Raw genomic sequence first — 16,947 nt, 5'->3', positions numbered from 1 at the left:
TTATTCCCTGTTTTCTTACGGTTTTTGCTTGACTTCTCCCTCCAGAGTACCGCAGAGTAACCGTGGCTGAATTACGGAGACTCGTCCCGGTTCGGCTTCTGTTTGAGAGTGCCCCGCTCTGGCAACTCCCAAACTACATGGCAACGACGCTCGCACCCGTTGATTCCCGAGAGGTGGTGAGATGCGACCATTGTCACCTCGTCCAATTTCGGACCAATAACAATAATTGCCGTAAGTGCCGAACGTCACTCGACAACGAGCCTGAGCCCGTTGTGGTCGCGCCTGAAGTCATTCCGGCGGTAGACAGCAACAGCTCGCTTCCCCACATTCAGATTGCACTCGCGATTCGTTCGCTGCGCCGGCGCTCCGGGCTAAGCCAGCGTCAGCTTGCAGGACGGATGCAGGTGCCGCGCACATACGTATCGAAGATCGAGAATGAGAAGGCGACGCCAACGTTATCATCGCTCGCACGCCTGGCCAGGGCGCTGGAGGTCACGATTCCTGATTTGCTGCGCGGAGATGGACGCGCGCGCGAGGACGAAATCGCATCTCTCGCTACCGATCCATTCGTCGCTGAGGTTGCGCCATTCATCTTCACGCTCGATCCCATGCAGCGTTCGAGTCTGATGATGCAGATGCGCGATTTGGCTACGCGTCCACGGCGCAAGATTTAAACCGATATTCCTGCTCACGCTCGCGTAAGGGGCCGGTTCCATATGGGATCGGCCTTATTCTTTCAGTGCCAAAGAAAAGTCCCTCGACGGAATCGAGGGACCACCCTTCGTCGCCGGATCGATACTAGTCCTGGCGATCGTGCCCCCTGTCATCGTCATCGTCGCCCTGCTTCGGAGTAAAGGAGACGCCGCGCAGAACTTCACCAAAGCCCGCTGACCGCAGTGTCGAGAAGCTCTCGGAGCCTGCATCGGTGGCACCCACTTTGTCGGTAATAACAACAACTTTGTTTGGATCAGCTCCCTGATCGCCGTTTCCGCTCACGGTCGATGTTACGGCGTAGATCGTCGCCGTTCCATCATCGTTTACCCGTCCGGTGATGTTGCGGAGACCATCGGTAGCCGGAGCCCACGGCAGTGGCTTCTTGAGCGCCGTGTTGTTTCCTGTCGGGTAGCCCGTGATCGTGTATGGCGTTCCAAGATCGAGTCCAGCGCTCAAGGTATAAGCCAGCTTCCACTCTCCGGCAGTGGAATCAAAGATCCATTTTTGCAATCCCGCGATTGTCTGCGCCGCTGCTACGGAATATTTTCCGGCAGTCGTGTCGAATGTATTGTCGCCGTTTCCTTCCTGCGCGACGTAAAGCGTGTGTGCGTCGGCAAACCAGATGCCGAATGGAAAGAACGTGTTGGTGGAATCGAGCGTGGCCGGGAAGCCCTTCAGGATGCACATATTGAAGGGAACCACTCCCTGCGCCTGAATGGTCGCGGAGGTTTGGTCAAACATCAGCGGCGTGGTTGGAAGACTCGCTCCGCGCACGGGTAGTCCCACACCGGGAGTAGTGCTCGTCGCGGGGCAAGCCTGGCCAGTGGTATCGACGAAATAGACTGTATTCACGCCATTGCCGCCGCTGCCCTTGGTGAAATACACCACGTTGTCGAAGACTCTAAGGCCGCGAAAGTTCGTGTCTTTTCCGATCTTGTCATGTGGCAGCCCAAGTTGCGTGATGCTGAAGCTGCCCAGCGGCGAGGGAGGGCCGGGAGACTGCGCTGCTTCCTCTGCAATCGACGGGACCAGGAATTGCGCGCCGCCGCCGATGATAATCCCGTCCGGCTGAGGATTCCCTCCGTTGCCGGCGTTGCCCGCGAGGTAAAGTACATTTGCCCCGCGACGATTGTTCAGCAGCGCGGCACGTCCATTGTTTCCGCTGTAGGCGGTGGTTTCAGTGAAGTGAAACCTGCCCCATGCATCCACCTCGGCGACTCCACGAAAGTTACTCAACGGCACTGGATTTGTTGGATCGACGATGCCCGGAGTATTGGAGTTGGAGATGTCAATCGCGTCCACGGACGCAACATACCCCATGAAGGTGATCTTTTCGCGGTTCGTGGAAAGATTCAGCGCCAGTTCTGATTTCGAAGGAAAGCTCGTGACCAGATGATCCTTCTGCGGGTCGCTTGGCACCTCGAGCGAATTGATGAGCGTTCCATTTCGCGGATTGACCTGATCGAGAAAAATCTTCGAGGTAATGCCGAAACTGCTGTCTGCCTGATCGTTGTTCCACACGAACGGGTAGGTGCCGTCACTGATTGCAGCCTTGCATTTCGACACGCAGCCTGGAGGCAGGACCGCACCTACCGCAATGTTGGCCGGGTTATTGTCATACACGCTGCGGCTGATTACGAGATTGTGGGGCATAAAGTGCTTGTGTTGACGGTCGTCACGCCGATGATCGTCTTCGGCGAACGCGGTGAGCAAGCTTCCGCCGAGGAATGCAGTTACAACGCACAGACGGACCAGAGCGCACAGATGCGGCCGCAGTTGTGTAGGTGAATTTGTCATTTTTGATCTCCAGGAATCACACGAAGTGAAGGAAAGCAGAGTATTTGCAACGTGCAGGCAAACTAACATCGCGAATATTGCTGGCGGATTAGGATTCTGTGAGTTTTCGTAAAGACGCAGCCTGCTGCGTCTCTACCATGCAGCCAGGGAACCTGAAACCTCCCAATCTTGATTGATCCCATCATCTAAAGGACTTACACCGTGAGATCCCATCGCGATCCCATGATCCCCATGGGATCGATCCCATCAGCACATGGGATCGCGATGGGATATCCCACCAAACACGATGGGATCGCGATGGGATCAGGATGGGATTTCAGAATCAGCTCCATGGGATCTCTAGAGGGAATTTTCGTTCAGGGTTTTCTGCGCCAACCGAAGACCATCAAAGATGGCGCGCGCCGTCCTTTCTTCGATTTTGTTGTCGGCGAGGAGCGTGCAGACGCGCATGATCGCGAGCTGAAGGCCTTGTCGATCTTCCAGAATCGGCATCTCCGCGAGCTTCGCCGCTGCCTCGGCCGCGTCACGCATCTTTCGTGCTTCGCTATGGAAATAGCAGAACTGGTCTCGCTTCATCGCAGGCGAGCCACATGTCTCGCCGTTTGCCCGAACGTGCGCACAACGCGGCGCGCTATCGGCCCGCTCCAGGCCGGCGAGTCGCTTGGCCATTGTGGACGCTTCCTCACGTAGTGCACGGAGGTTCTCGATCTCCTCCATATCCTCCATGAGCTCTTCAATGCTTTCCGCGCACATTTCTTCAATATTGGCCACACGTTCCGCAACACTGTCAGGAAGATCGTAAGTGTCTGGATTCTCTGGTTGCGAGTCGCGCGACTGAGTCTCGACCTCTTGCGGTTGAACGCCTTCACCGTTCAGCAAAGGGATCGTCAAGGCTTCGCTAGAAGTGGGATCTACGAAGCTCTGATTTCTTGCCATCTGAAGCTCCTCCGTTTCTAAAGCCATTTCGTTGGCGGCGATTGCAATTTGTTGTGAATCGGCCTCCTTCTCAGCATCCGCCAGCAGCGGTGAGCCGTCAGCGTTGAACTCCTCGACTGAGCCATCGGGCCGAATGTAGCGGGCGATGGGAAGGCTGGAGTCCCAGTTTGCGCATTCTTCTTCGAGGCGCTGCTGATACTCCTCACCGTTCTTTTGCACGACCAGATGAACGACTCTTAAGCCCATGGCACACTCCTTCTATAGCGATCTCGCTACATAATCCTTGCTACTGCGATTCATTGATCTGGTCAAGACGTTCTCCTCCCACAATCCGTCGTTCTACTGTGGGAATGAGAGGTAGAAAAGAAAGGAGTTGCAGGACCGTCCAAAGCGGGGCGAGACGGCGATTTCGCAAGTCCTTCAATAGAGGCAGCTTGAAGTCACAATTTAGACCGACGGAATTCTATCCGTTGCTCTAAGAAAGTTGTGGAAAAGTCCCGAATCGGGCAAAAATGCGATCAAATCGACGGTAGAGCAGCTTGGGTGATTAGTGCAGGGGGTTCACCGGAACACTGGTTTACCAGAGCCGATGCGGTAGCACATAGGTGAAACCGGCGAAGGCTTCCCACCGCGTTGAAGTGCTGGTGAGGCCTCGATTGAATCCCACGTCCACCACCAGATTTTTCCGCACCGGGTAAGCAAAGCCCCATAAATTGCCGACGGCATGACCATGCAGAAACGGTTGTGTGAAGTGCCAGATCTCACCTGAAACTATAAGTTTCTTCACCGGATGAGAAATGGAAAGAGTTTGCCCGAATTGCGCTCTGCGTATTGGCTCTTCTACCAGCTCGTTGGCCAGCGCATTGGCGTCGAAGTGAAAACCGAACGCGTCGGTACTGAGCAGCACAATGGCGGAATTTCTGGGGCTGCCGAAATCTATCTCGGGAATTCCGGCTTCGCGAACTTTATGCGAGTAGCCGAAGGAGAGCGTAGCAGGGGAGCCCTCCCCGCCGATGGCTACTGCTTGAAAGCCGACAAAGGCGTCACCAAACACAGTCTGTTTCACGTCACTCTCGGTATGTGCGAGCGGCTCGGAAGCGAGCAGCAACTGTAGTCTCGGATGTACTGCGAGTTTTACAACCTCGCTTATGTTCACGCGTGAGGAGAAGTCGGGTGAATCGGTTCCTCCGAATACTCCCGTCTCGAACTGGAGATAGCCGACAGGAGTCAAAGTCGCCGGCGTGGAAACCGTTGGTCTTCCAGGATTAGCTTCTGGAACGATCGTCGCCGACTGGCCAAACAGCGCAGCAGTACGGACTATGAGTAAGAGCGACAGCAGCCATCGCTTCATCCGCAGATTCTAACAAGCGGCTCCAGTCATTTTGCCGCAATCGACGCGCGAAGGCGCGGCCGGGCATCTTGACTGCGACGCCGCAAGGCGAAGTGCGCGGTTCGGAGTAGTGCCATGGCGACGAGCACGGCGCCGAAGGTACATACGATGGTCGCTCCAGTCGGCAGATCCGCCCAAACCGAGACATAGCAGCCGAGCGCCGACACTAGCGTTCCCATCGTCCATCCAATCGCCAGGCGAGTCCCAATTCGGTCTGCAAACAACATGGCTCCAACCGACGGCACGATCAGATAGCAAAAAACCAGCAATACCCCGGCAATAGCCACTGACGACGTGACCACGAACCCGAACGACGCGTAAAAGAGAAAATCCCAGAGCTTTACATTGATGCCGCGGCCCCGAGCAGCATCCTCATTCATCGAGATCAGCAGAAACTTTCGTCGAAAGATGTAGTGAAATGTGCCGATCGCCCCGTAAAGAATCGCGGTCTTGATTACGTCCTGCTTTGAAACTGCGAGGATGTTTCCAACCAGCATGTCCTTCAGGTGCTCGGTTTCGCCCGTAGCTTTGCTCATCGCCAGGATGGCTCCTGCAGAAGCGACTGCGTAGGTAATTCCGATGATCGCCTCCAGCGGAATCCGCTTATGCCGGGAGCGCACCAGAGCAAAGATCGCGGCGCCCAGAAACGTAAATCCAAGACTGAACCAATAGGCTGCCGAGCCATGAGGGTCCATGCCGAACAGAATCGCGATGGTTGCACCCAGTGCCGCAATCTGTGCCAGCGCGAGATCGACGAAGATCACACCGCGCTCAACGACATGCACGCCGAGATAAGCGTGAATGCCGGTGAGAATCAAACTGGCGACGAACGGAAGCATCAAAAATTGAAGTATTTCCATGAGTTCTTATTTTGTCGAATCAAATGCCTGTTTGAGCAGGTTCAAATCGTAGTCGAACAGCTTAAAGTAGTCGTCAACACCTTTTTCTCCTCCAACAGAAGGCGTCATTACTAGGACCTTCGCGCCGGTTTGGCTCCCGACACTGTTCGGTGTTCGCAAGTCGAAGTAAGGCTCAATCAGCATGACCTTCACGTTCTCGCGCTTCATCAAGTTAATGAGATCAAGCGTATGCGACGGCGTTGGGGGAATTCCGGGGCGCGGTTCCACATAGCCGACTACATCAAGACCAAAATGCTTGGCGAAATTAGGCCAGGAGCGATGATAGGTCACGACTTTGCGTCCGCGATAGGGAGCCATTTCCGCATCCCAACGCTTCTCTGCTTCCGAGAGACGTTTGTCGAAGTCGGCAAAGCGTTGCTGAAAATAGCTTGAGTCGGCGGGATCGAGTTCGCTAAGTTTTCCCGCGATGCCCTTCGCCACGCGCCTGCCATTATCCGGATCCAGCCAGTAGTGCGGATTGCCCAGAGGATGCACGTCACCCTCGGCGCGCGTCACTGTGCCTTGCGGAATTTCGAGGATTTCGGCGAACTGCGAAGCGTCGAGATATCCGTTTGCTCCACGCTGAATTCGCCCGTTACCGGACTGCGTGATCAATGGCGGCAGCCAGCCAATCTCAAGGTCGAGGCCTACACTGACGAGCACGTCGGCATTCCTCAATTTCAGCAGGAAGCTCGGCTTGGCCTCGACGAAGTGTGGGTCCTGATATCCCTTTGCGATTGACTCCACATTGACTCGATCACCTCCGACTTCCTGGGTCAGAGCGGCCAGGTCGGTAGTGGAGGTGACTACAGTGAGCTTCTTGGCAAAGGCTAAGGACGGCAGCAGCAGTGTTGCCAGCAGTCCAAAAAATGTGAGTTGTTTCATCATCAATGAATAAGTCCTTTTAGTTAAAACGGATGCGCACCGTGGGCGCCCAGCGAGAATTGAATCTGCATCAGCAATTCGTTCGCGTCTTCTTTACCCGGAGGAGACAGAGTAGAAATCGGCGCTCCATAGCGCGTGAAGCGATATTGTCCCCGAACTTGCGCGAACTCGCTCGGCCAGTATGTAAGAACGACCGAGGTTCCGTTGTCCGTGATGCGTGAGTCCCGGGCCCGGCCTGAGCGGTCGAAGCGGCCTCCGACGAACCATCGGCGGGCGAACTGGTAATCCCCTGACGTATAAAACCCGAACGCGCGCTGGAAGTTGGGTGCCACACCGTCAAGACAGGTTCCAGGCAGACAAGCAGCCCCGCCAGGCTGCTGCCGCTGGCTCCAGATGAACTCACCACGGCCGACAAAGGACTTGTAGATGGCACGCCGCAGCGGTTTATACCTGAGCGTGGCGTCGATGCCGTAAAGATTTGTAACGAAAGAACTTCCCAAGTCGTTGTGACCTCGGGCGTACGAGACTCCGAGGTCGAGATTGGTGGATTCTGAGATGTCCCCATAGCCACGCAGATGCCCGACCACGCTGACATCGCTGCGTTGCGAGCTCTTGAATACATCTGCAGAATCGCCGCGAAACAATTGGCCGGTTCCTTCGAGGAACAATCCTTTGGGCGCCGGCAAAATGCGAGTGACGGAGAAACCGGCATCGTCGATCCCATCCTCCCCGCCGACAAGATTGCCGCTTACGATCGGACGATCAATCCATGGCAGCACGTGATTGTGCAGCGTATTTACCTTGCCGAAGGCAGAGCGCATCTTGCCAGCCTTCGCAACGATGCTTCCAGGCAAGGAGGTAAAGGTGATGTAGCCCTCTTCCAGGTTGACGCCCTCCTCCCCGAAGGACAGGAAGAAATCACCGCGCGCGTAGGGATCGATGATGGCCTGCACTCCCAGCTCCGACTCGTGCATCTCCATCACGGGCGCGGAAACCACCGGATTGTGCCCGGTAGTGGCGATGAAGTCGCCGATCATGCTGATGTCCGGATTCAGAGCCTTCGCCGCTGCAGTTCCAGCGCCTCCCAGGCGCACAGGCTCCTGAGGTGCGGCCTGAGCTACTGTTTCGGGGATTGGAGAAGGAGCTGCCGCCGCGGTGGCTGGCGGAGTGGAAGTGCCACCGGCTGGCACTGCACTGGCGGGCTGCGACTTAAGCATGCGCACCTGACCTTCGAGAGCAATGATCCGGTCCTCCAGATCCCTGATCCTTTGTTCAAACGCAGCATTCTCATTCGTTGATGCAGTGGGGGTTGTCCCCTGACCGAAAGCTGCAGGGGCTGCGAGCAGCACACACAGTGCAAGATGCTTCCTCATTCGGGAAACTCCTTCGACCAATTTTTCCGTTGCGAAGATTCCGGCGCAGAGCTTTAGCTGAATGCCGGAGGAGGCGGCCGGACCGAAAGGTTTGAGCCCTCAAGGAACTGGAAGCTGGTCTGTGGCTCGTCCACCTCGACGGCCCGCACGGGACGAGGAGTTGAAAGGATGCTGACGGTCAGAACAGGAAGTATTCCGGGAGCCACTTCACATAAGGTGCAACGAGTAGCTGAAGTGCTTTCGGTCGGGGAATGAAAGTGAAAGGTCTGGGCCGAGATTGCTGTTGCAACCAACAGCAGCAATAGAATTACAAAGATTTTGGAAACGCGACCTGCGGTGCCGTGCACCAGCATAGGTTCATGCTAATTCTTCAGCCAGTTCAGGAGCAAACAGGTGAGGGAAATAGGCAACTGACTGCCGCGTCTGCTAACTCGGCAGGGGCGAGATCCTGCGGTGTTCTGTAGCCGTCTCAGTCGCGCCCGGGCAGCATACGAGTTGAGTTCAGGATGAACACGAGCTCGGAGCTCACGTGGATGAATGCCGCGAGTAGAGGGTTGAGGAATCCGAAGGCTGCCAGAACTATACCTGCGGCATCGACAGTCAACGTGCCATAGAAGTTCTGCATAATGACTGAGCGACACTTGCGCGCAATGCGAAGAGACTCCACAAAGCGGGAGAGATCGTTACCGATCAGGACGACGTCGGCGCTCTCGCGCGCCACATCGGTGCCTGATCCCATCGCAATCCCGATGCTCGCCTCTGCAAGCGCCGGAGCATCATTGATCCCATCGCCCACCATGGCGACGGTTTTTTTGAGCTGAACTTCTTCACGAACTCGATGTAGTTTTTGCTCGGGCAGCAACTCGGCATACACACTAGTTACGCCGAGGGACTTAGCTACGGTGTTCGCCGTCGATTTCGCGTCTCCGGTCAGGAGCACAGTATCGATGCCCATCGCCTTCAGGTCTTTCATCGCTGTTTCGGCTTCCGGTCGCACCTTGTCGCTCACGACGATTGACCCCAGCAGGACGTTTCTTCGCGCAACGAACACCGACGATCCCACACTGGAATTTGTTGAAGCAGGCAGTTGCAGTCCACGATCTCTCATCATCGCGGCGCTTCCGACGGCGATCTCTGCACCTTCGACTGTTGCCCAAACTCCGCGACCCGGCTCATAGCCAAAGTTTGTGGGTTCGGGCACGGGAAGCTGTTGCTGCAGAGCGCGTTTCACAATGGCGCGACCGACTGGATGCTCCGAGCGCAGCTCAGCGATGGCCGCAGCCTGCAGAATGTCCTGCTTGCCCAGGCCATTGAACGGGTTGATCTCGACCACTTCGGGAACTCCGAAGGTGAGAGTGCCGGTCTTGTCGAGCATCACCGTGTCGACGGCGGCGAGAACCTCCAAATAAAGGCCACCCTTGATGATCGCTCCCTGCTTGGCTGCGCGTCCGACTGCGCCCAAAATGGCCAACGGTGTTCCAGCCGCGATGCCGCATGCTCCCGCCACGATGATTACGGAAATTGAAGAGCGCACGTTGTGGGTGATCAGAAAGGTGAGAACCGCAGATCCGAGCGCGAAGTAGACAAGATAACCCGCCAGCCGATCGGCTGTTCTCTGAATGGGCGCCTTCGAGCGTTCGGCTTGCTCAACGGCTTCGACGATCTTTCCGAAGCTGGTATCCCGTCCCACGCCTTCCACGCGGATATGTAAGGCGCCAGATTGATTGATTGTTCCGGCAAAGATCGCCTTGCCTGCGGACTTCGCCACTGGCATGGGCTCGCCGGTGATAGCGGATTCGTCAACAAAGGAGGTTCCATCCTCAACTTCTCCGTCTACTGGAATGCGCGCTCCGGGACGGACGAGAATCAAGTCGTCGCACTGAATATCCGAAATGGGAACATCAATTACCTGTCCTTCGCTCACTAGGCTGGCAGTCGAAGGCAGCAAGTCGAGAAGATTCCGGATGGCCGTACGGCCCCGCCGAACCGTGAGGCCCTCGAGCACTTCAGCGGCGAGTACAAAGGCGAGGATGACAAGGGCGGTGAATAATTCTCCGATTAGAAGCGCCGCGCAAAGGGCGATGAGCATGGAGAGCTCCATGGTCATCTTTCTTTCCAGAATATCGTCGAGAGCTTCGCGTGCAATCGGATAAATCCCGATTGCGACTCCCGCGGCGCCGATCAAGTTGAAGTAAGGAGCGCCAAACCAAACGGCAATCGCGGAGACAGCAACGAGGGCAATGCGAGCCAGATCCATCCACTTTACAGCTTCATCGTGATCCTTCTGCGCCCCTTGTGCGGGTGGAACCGATCTCAGACTTGCCTGATCGAATGAAACAGCTTTCTGCTCGGACTCTTTCTCCTGGAGGCTTGTCTTAGGCATGGAACGCTTCCTCGATCGTGTGAGTATATACCCACCCCCGGTATATCATTCTTCGGTGCATTCAGGGATTGAGGGGAGCTGATTTATGTGGCTGATCGCCGACCTTCAGCGACTATTCAAGAATGAATCCTGGCAAAATCGAATCGCCTACGCTTTCCTCCTGCTTCTGGCTGCGTTGTATCTGCTGAGTCAGATAGGGATGGCGATCGTCTGGCTGGCCACCGAAGCTCACTTGGATAACTTATGACGGACCGGTCGCTTTCCGTATTTGAACGAAGATGCGTTCCTTGGCGAAGTTGGAGCCACTTATTTCAGGTACGACCGAACCACGTCGATGACTTCCTCTACGTCCTTCTTTTTGGTGTTCGACCCATTGGTCCCAACATGGCACCGGATGTGATCTTCCAGTACTTCCGACATTAAGCCATTCATAGCTCCGCGCGCAGCCGAAATGGCATGCAGAACCTCGGAACATTCCTTTCCCCCCTCAAGCGCACGCTCGACCGCTTCGACCTGGCCGCGAATCCGGCGTATCCGCTTCAGCAACTTTTCCTTCTGGCGAATCGTATGTGACATAGCTCGGTCATACCCAGTAGGGTATGTTATTAGTGTCTCCTCATTTGTAAGCTGCTGGGTCCTCAGATATTCTACTGTTTTACGTTGTTCGATAAGGCAGGATGGACGATCAAGGTAAGAGATTGGCGATCCAAAAGCACAGAGCCTGGCTCGTTTGGCTTTGTCTCGTCCTCTTCACAGTATCCTGCGTAGCCGAGTCTGCTCACTGCCATCCTAATTCCGATCGCACGGGACAGCATTGCTCCATTTGCATTGCGGCTCATTCCGTTGCACGACCTGCACAAATCACCAGTCCGGTCGCGGCGCCGGTGCGCTGTTTCGATGCGGTGTTCGTGGGTGGTCTCCTGCTACCCGAGTCCCGGTCTATTCTCTCCTTTCATATCCGCCCTCCTCCGGCGTTGGGCTGACCGCGAAGCTTAGCCCGGATTTCCAATCATAATTCCGCCAAGCGGAGCGCCGTTCAATGACACAGCGCGTCGTTCAGTTTTCGCTTTGAGCGGCAGGACACCTGAGAGGAAGGATTGAAATGCATCAGAATTACGAAGCGATACAGGTCCCATCGCAGAGCGGCTTCTCTTTGCCTGCGATACGCATTTTTGCGGCCATGCTTTTCCTGGCATTCTGCCTTTTAACGAATGCCAACGCGCAGTCCAGGAGCTCTACGTCAGTAAGCGGCACGGTGGTTGATCCCTCGGGCGCGGTTGTGCCCGGCGCGACCGTCGAGATTCACAATCCAGTCAGTCAGTTTGAGAGGAGTGTAACCACAGACACTTCGGGAGCGTTCAGCATCCCCAATATTCCATTCAATCCTTACCACATGACGGTTACCGGCAGCGGATTTGCGCCTTACGTTCAAGACCTGGATCTTCGGTCGCCGGTTCCCGTGAACTTAAAGGTAAGCCTGCAACTCGGAACCGCAGTGCAGACAGTTACAGTCGAGAGCAATGGGGCGGATCTGATCGAGAACGATCCGACCTTCCATACCGACATCGACCGCAGCTTGTTTGACAAGATGCCGCTCGAAAGTGCGTCTTCTTCTCTAACGTCGCTGGTGACGCTCGCGAGTCCTGGAATCGCCGCAGACTCGAACGGTCTCATGCACGGATTAGGCGACCACGCGGAAAACTCTTTCTCGGTCGATGGTCAGCCGATTACAGATCAGCAAAGCAAGGTCTTTTCCAACCAGATTCCTCTAGATTCGGTCCAGTCGCTCGAAGTGATTTCGGGAGCGCCACCTGCCGAGTTTGGCGACAAGACCAGCGTAGTGGTCCAGGTGACCACTCGTTCCGGATTGGGAAGCAAGGAGCCGCACGGCGCCGTGACAGCATCGTACGGAACATTTGGCACTGCGACTGGCGGCTTCAATCTTGCCTATGGCGGCGATAAGGCGGGGAACTACATAGCGATAAACGGCCTGAATACAGGACGGTTCTTGGATCCTCCCGAATTCACGGTGATGCATGCGAAGGGCAACGAGCAGAATATCTTTGACCGCATCGACTTCAAATTGTCGAATGCTGATACGGCGCAGTTGAATCTGGGTTTCACTCGCTCATGGTTCCAGAGCCCGAATTCATTTGACGATCTAAACATCGGCGCCACCGATCCCTCGGGAAATCCTGTGGGAGCTGCAGACCAGCGCTCCCAAATCAAGACATTCAACATCGCCCCGTCCTGGACCCACATACTCAGCCCGAACTCCGTGTTCACGTTGGGAGCATTTGTACGGCGCGATCAGTTCAATTACTACCCGAGTAAAAATCCCTTTGCGGACTTCAGCCCGATTCAGTCTTTGACAATTGCGCAGGATCGAAACCTCACGAATGCGGGACTGCGATCAGATGTCAATTACACAAAGGGCATCCACAATCTGAAGCTTGGAGCCACCTACCAGCAAACGTTTCTTAATGAAAAAGACACGCTGGGCATCGTCGACCCAAATTTTGTCGGCAGCCTTACCGATGCGAACGGTGCCAGTTGCCTGGATACAACGGGCAATCCTGTCCCCGGTACTCCTTGTGCAGCCGTGGCGCCCTTCGATCTAACCACTGGTGGAACGCTTTTCCGCTTTAAGGGGCACACAGACGTCAAGGAACTTGCGCTGTACGCGCAGGATGCAATCAGCAAAGGGAATTGGACACTCAACCTGGGGATTCGTGGCGATTTCTACAACGGGCTCACCACCCACAATGAAGTCGAGCCTCGGATCGGCATCGCCTACAACATCAAACAAACCAACACCGTGCTTCGCGCTTCCTATGCCCGGCTGTTGGAAACTCCGTTCAACGAAAATCTGATCGTGTCCAGCGTGGGGTGTGCCAACGAAGTATTGAATCCACTTCTGGGATGCTCTTCAAACGATCTAACGCCATTAAGGACGGGCTGGCGCAACGAGTTTCATGTTGGCCTGGAACAGGCTTTCGGCAAGTATCTCGTCGCCTCAGGCGAGTACATCACCAAATATACGCACAACGCGTACGACTTCAGCGTCCTCGGCAACTCGCCGATTTTCTTTCCCATTGGATGGCAAAGGTCGAAGATTCCCGGATTCGCCGGACGCGTGAGTGTTCCAAATTTCCATGGGTTCTCGGCACTGGTAGTGATGTCGAGCGTTGCGGCCCGTTTCTTCACGCCGCAGGTCAGCGGCGCGGGCGCTACCCCTTCGGCCCCGGCGGGGGTCTTCCGCATCGATCACGACGAAAGATTCAACGAGACCACTCATCTCCAGTATCAAATTGGGAAGACCGGACCGTGGCTTGGCTTTAATTGGCGGTACGATAGCGGACTGGTGGCCGGGGCGGTGCCATTCGCGACGGACACGACCACTCCGGTGGATCTGACGGGCTTCAGCGCCGATCAGCAGTTCCAGGCTGGTCTTTTCTGCGGAAGCCAGCGCGCGACGCTTAGTGCGCCCCTAACCACGTGTGCTCCGTCGCAGTTCGGGTCGACTTTGATTTCGATTCCCGCACCGGGCACTCAGAACGACGATAAGAATCCCGCGCGCGTTGCTCCGAGACATCTCTTCGACCTGTCGGTCGGGGAAGATAACTTGTTTCGCGGTGATAAATACAAGGTGAGCCTGCAACTCACCGCGATCAACATTACCAACAACTATGCGCTGTACAACTTCCTCTCAACGTTTAGCGGTACGCACTACGTGACTCCGCGTGCGTTTACGGCTCAGGTCGGATTCCATTTCTAACGGGGTGTCCTGGATACTGCAAACGGCATCGTAGAGACGCAGCATGCTGCGTCTCTACGACGCCGATGGGCACTGCTTGATGCGAACAATCGAAACCGCCTACTCGTAGCGCAAAGCGACCAGTGGGTCTACTTGCGTTGCCCTGCGTGCTGGCACCAGGCATGCCGAAACTCCCACGGTAATTAGAACCGCGAGAACCGCGGCGAATGTTATCGGATCGTGTGCAGAGACTCCCCAGATCTGGCTCTGAATCACACGCGTAAGCAGCAGGCTTGCGACTTCACCGACGACGATCCCAACCGCGATGATGACTAATCCTTTACGCAGGATCATTTTGAGGACTGTACTTTGTTGGGCACCCAGTGCCATGCGAATGCCGATCTCGTGAGTCTGGAGAGAAACTGAATAAGCCATCACGCTAAAGATGCCGATTGCTACAAGCGCGATTCCGATGGTTGCGAATACCCCGAACAGAATCAGCCCAAAACGTGGCTGTGAATAAGAGAATTGCTGCAAGTAACCTTCTAGCGTTCCGGTTAGAGTAAGCGCGACTCCACGATCGACAGACCAAATCTCGCGGCGCACGTTCAATAGCATGGACATTGGCTCGACCGCAGTTCTCACCAGGACACCGCGCTCGAAAGCGCCCGAGACGCTATAGGGCATGAATGCTTCAGGCTGCGGACTTTCCTGTAGCCCACGATTCTTCACATCGGCCACGACGCCGATAATCTCAAAGTAAGCATCTTTCGGTGACTCTGGCGCCGTATCCAGCAGATTGAACTTGATCGATCTGCCGATCGGATCTTCTTTGCCAAAGAAGTTGCGGACGAGAGTTTGGTTGACGACGATCACGTGCCGGGCAGCTTCGACGTCGCTTTCGCTAAGTAATCGGCCGCGCTCTAATCGGATCCCAAGTGTTGGGAAATAGCCTTCACTGCAGAGTTGAAAAATCGAATGCCATGTTTCGGCATGCGTCGTACCCGGAACGGTAACCTCGCTGGGAATGCCGCCGTACGGAGGCAAGGTGCTCGTCTCAGTTGCCGCCACCACTCCGGGCAGCCCCGAGACCTTCTGCAAGACTTGGCGGAAGAAAATACGCTTCTGCTCCGCGGTTTCATAACGGCCTTTCGGCAACGGAGTGCGCGCTACCAGGATGTGGTCCGGCTTGAGTCCAAGATCGACGTTCTGAAGCGCGAACAAGCTGCGCATCATAAGCCCGGCTCCTACGAGAAGCACGATAGACAGCGCTACTTGCGAGACTACGAGGCTGGAACGGAAGCGGCCATGGCGGAATCCTGTTTGCGTTCCCTTTCCAGCGTCTTTCAGACGATTATGAAGTTCACCGCGAACCGCATGGAAAGCTGGAGCCAGACCGCAAAGCAGGGTTGTGATCAGAGTTACGCCAACGGAGAAGGCCAACACGCGCATGTTGAGCGTGATGACCGTCTCCGCAGGAATGAGGTCGGGAGGCAGAGCGGCGAGCACTCCCTTGATACCAGCGTAGGCGAACAGACATCCGGCCAGACAGCCCACCGTCGCAAGGATGAAACTTTCAACCATGAGCTGCAGGATCAGCCGTGAGCGGCTCGCGCCCAGGGATGCGCGAATGGCGATCTCTTTCTCGCGTACCGTAGCGCGCGCAAGCAGCAGGTTGGCAACATTGCTGCACGCAATTAACAGAAGCATGCTCACAGCTCCCATCAGCGCGAAGAGCATGATGCGGAATTGTCCTACAACCTGGTCCGCTAGCGTCATGGTCTTGATGCTGAAGTTAGCGGGATACTCCTTGGGATACACCTTGGACAATCGACGAGCTACAACGTCGAGATCCGACGCCGCTGCCTGCAGGCTGACACCGGGCTTCAAGCGAGACAGAGTCCACACGCCATGAAATGGAAGCGTATCGCCGCGATCGAGAGTCAGCGGCAGCCAGAAGTCCTGGTTCCCGAATAGAAACCGGGGAGGCATCACGCCAACCAGCGTTACCTGCTTTCCGTTAAGCGTGAGAACGCTGCCAACGATCGAAGGATCGGCATTGAAGTCCTTCTGCCAAATGCGATGGCTCATCACGACAACCGGAGGAGCGCCGGCTCTCCCGTCGTCTGGAACTAGGCCCCGACCCAGCAGTGCCTTGATGCCCAGAAATTCAAATGCGTCTGCAGTGGTCTCGCCTCCTCGGAACTGCTTTGTGCCTTCCTTATCGGTGTAAAGCACGTCCAGGTTCCGGTTGCCGATTATGTTTTCGAAGACGTGATTCTGGTCTTTGAAATCTAGATACTCGGCAATCGAGAACACGCCGCGACCTTCTTGATCTGCATGCGAGTTGTCATGAATAAAGAGACCGGCCAGCCGATTGGAATCTTTATAAGGAAAAGGCTCCAGTAATACGTTATCCAGAACACTGAAAATTACCGTGGTGGCGCCAATTCCCAAAGCGAGCGCAAACATCGCCAGCAGGGAAAAGCCTCGATCCTTGCGTAAGGATCTCGCTCCATAGCGCAGGTCTTGCCAGAACCAACTCATGCTTTCCATCGATTACTCTCCCAGTTCCTCATGGCTACGAGCTATAGACGGTGAAACGATGAGAAAGTGTCCTGAGTTTCATGAACTTTGATCTTTGGGGTGAGGTGTGCCGATGGAGGGTTGAACGGTTGGAGACGAAAACACGCCACTTGTCTAAAAAGCTCCGAGGAGCGCCGCTCGCACACGGCTCGAATTTTGGGGACAACCCGGTAAATGGGATGGCGCTATTTCAAGGCTTTCAGTTGAAAACACTGGCTAAATGAACG

13 protein-coding genes are annotated in these 16,947 nt (G+C 55.6%); 3 read left to right on the top strand and 10 right to left on the bottom strand.

The genetic code is table 11. From position 1 onward, the window contains the following. Window positions 1-272: 272 nt before the first annotated feature. A complete protein-coding gene (locus VNX88_03090; GenBank protein HWY67621.1) occupies window positions 273-674 on the top strand; it encodes a helix-turn-helix transcriptional regulator in 402 nt (133 codons plus the stop codon). A gap of 124 nt (window positions 675-798) precedes the next feature. Here VNX88_03090 and VNX88_03085 read toward each other — a convergent pair whose 3' ends face one another. The 8 genes from VNX88_03085 to VNX88_03050 all read right to left on the bottom strand — a co-directional run bounded on the left by VNX88_03085 (window position 799) and on the right by VNX88_03050 (window position 10,377). Then, on the bottom strand, window positions 799-2,511 hold the full coding sequence (locus VNX88_03085; GenBank protein HWY67620.1) for a hypothetical protein: 1,713 nt from the start codon (window positions 2,509-2,511) through the stop codon (window positions 799-801). 194 nt (window positions 2,512-2,705) lie between these two features. Next, window positions 2,706-2,843 carry a hypothetical protein gene (locus VNX88_03080; GenBank protein HWY67619.1) on the bottom strand — a complete coding sequence of 46 codons (138 nt, stop codon included), beginning with the start codon at window positions 2,841-2,843 and terminating at the stop codon, window positions 2,706-2,708. Between the two features lie 7 nt (window positions 2,844-2,850). Next, the gene (locus VNX88_03075) at window positions 2,851-3,693 is read right to left on the bottom strand and encodes a hypothetical protein (GenBank protein HWY67618.1); all 843 of its coding nucleotides are present in this window, start codon (window positions 3,691-3,693) and stop codon (window positions 2,851-2,853) included. A 331-nt stretch (window positions 3,694-4,024) separates the two neighbouring features. Further along, entirely contained in the window at window positions 4,025-4,798 is a 774-nt protein-coding gene (locus tag VNX88_03070; GenBank protein HWY67617.1) for a hypothetical protein, read from the bottom strand. Between the two features lie 26 nt (window positions 4,799-4,824). Continuing rightward, window positions 4,825-5,697 carry a metal ABC transporter permease gene (locus VNX88_03065; protein ID HWY67616.1) on the bottom strand — a complete coding sequence of 291 codons (873 nt, stop codon included), beginning with the start codon at window positions 5,695-5,697 and terminating at the stop codon, window positions 4,825-4,827. Between the two features lie 6 nt (window positions 5,698-5,703). Then, a complete protein-coding gene (locus VNX88_03060; GenBank protein HWY67615.1) occupies window positions 5,704-6,624 on the bottom strand; it encodes a metal ABC transporter substrate-binding protein in 921 nt (306 codons plus the stop codon). A 20-nt stretch (window positions 6,625-6,644) separates the two neighbouring features. Beyond that, entirely contained in the window at window positions 6,645-7,994 is a 1,350-nt protein-coding gene (locus VNX88_03055) for a hypothetical protein (GenBank protein HWY67614.1), read from the bottom strand. Window positions 7,995-8,463: 469 nt separating this feature from the next. Next, on the bottom strand, window positions 8,464-10,377 hold the full coding sequence (locus VNX88_03050; protein ID HWY67613.1) for a cation-translocating P-type ATPase: 1,914 nt from the start codon (window positions 10,375-10,377) through the stop codon (window positions 8,464-8,466). An 85-nt stretch (window positions 10,378-10,462) separates the two neighbouring features. Here VNX88_03050 and VNX88_03045 point away from each other — a divergent pair, with 85 nt between their 5' ends. After that, the gene (locus VNX88_03045; GenBank protein HWY67612.1) at window positions 10,463-10,624 is read left to right on the top strand and encodes a hypothetical protein; all 162 of its coding nucleotides are present in this window, start codon (window positions 10,463-10,465) and stop codon (window positions 10,622-10,624) included. Between the two features lie 59 nt (window positions 10,625-10,683). Here VNX88_03045 and VNX88_03040 read toward each other — a convergent pair whose 3' ends face one another. Continuing rightward, window positions 10,684-10,953: a metal/formaldehyde-sensitive transcriptional repressor gene (locus tag VNX88_03040; GenBank protein ID HWY67611.1), complete on the bottom strand. Its 270-nt coding sequence runs from the start codon at window positions 10,951-10,953 to the stop codon at window positions 10,684-10,686. 526 nt (window positions 10,954-11,479) lie between these two features. On the opposite strand from VNX88_03040, the gene VNX88_03035 reads away from it, so the two are divergent. Next, a complete protein-coding gene (locus tag VNX88_03035) occupies window positions 11,480-14,155 on the top strand; it encodes a TonB-dependent receptor (GenBank protein HWY67610.1) in 2,676 nt (891 codons plus the stop codon). 99 nt (window positions 14,156-14,254) lie between these two features. On the opposite strand, the gene VNX88_03030 is transcribed toward VNX88_03035, so the two are convergent. Further along, window positions 14,255-16,690, bottom strand: a complete 2,436-nt coding sequence (locus VNX88_03030) for an ABC transporter permease (protein HWY67609.1) — start codon at window positions 16,688-16,690, stop codon at window positions 14,255-14,257. Between the last annotated feature and the right edge of the window lie 257 nt (window positions 16,691-16,947).

Source organism: Terriglobales bacterium (assembly GCA_035567895.1).
Classification (GTDB): Bacteria; Acidobacteriota; Terriglobia; order Terriglobales; family Acidobacteriaceae; genus Gp1-AA112.
Note: the sequence above shows the minus strand (reverse complement) of the source record. Positions and strands in the feature narration are given on the sequence as shown.

Excerpts from the sequence above, each read along its gene's own strand:
- VNX88_03085 (HWY67620.1), bottom strand. The coding sequence starts at position 2,511 with ATGACAAATTCACCTACACAACTGCGGCCGCATCTGTGCGCTCTGGTC.
- VNX88_03080 (HWY67619.1), bottom strand. The coding sequence starts at position 2,843 with ATGGAGCTGATTCTGAAATCCCATCCTGATCCCATCGCGATCCCATCG.
- VNX88_03075 (HWY67618.1), bottom strand. The coding sequence starts at position 3,693 with ATGGGCTTAAGAGTCGTTCATCTGGTCGTGCAAAAGAACGGTGAGGAG.
- VNX88_03070 (HWY67617.1), bottom strand. The coding sequence starts at position 4,798 with ATGAAGCGATGGCTGCTGTCGCTCTTACTCATAGTCCGTACTGCTGCG.
- VNX88_03065 (HWY67616.1), bottom strand. The coding sequence starts at position 5,697 with ATGGAAATACTTCAATTTTTGATGCTTCCGTTCGTCGCCAGTTTGATT.
- VNX88_03060 (HWY67615.1), bottom strand. The coding sequence starts at position 6,624 with ATGATGAAACAACTCACATTTTTTGGACTGCTGGCAACACTGCTGCTG.
- VNX88_03055 (HWY67614.1), bottom strand. The coding sequence starts at position 7,994 with ATGAGGAAGCATCTTGCACTGTGTGTGCTGCTCGCAGCCCCTGCAGCT.
- VNX88_03050 (HWY67613.1), bottom strand. The coding sequence starts at position 10,377 with ATGCCTAAGACAAGCCTCCAGGAGAAAGAGTCCGAGCAGAAAGCTGTT.
- VNX88_03045 (HWY67612.1), top strand. The coding sequence starts at position 10,463 with ATGTGGCTGATCGCCGACCTTCAGCGACTATTCAAGAATGAATCCTGG.
- VNX88_03040 (HWY67611.1), bottom strand. The coding sequence starts at position 10,953 with ATGTCACATACGATTCGCCAGAAGGAAAAGTTGCTGAAGCGGATACGC.
- VNX88_03035 (HWY67610.1), top strand. The coding sequence starts at position 11,480 with ATGCATCAGAATTACGAAGCGATACAGGTCCCATCGCAGAGCGGCTTC.
- VNX88_03030 (HWY67609.1), bottom strand. The coding sequence starts at position 16,690 with ATGGAAAGCATGAGTTGGTTCTGGCAAGACCTGCGCTATGGAGCGAGA.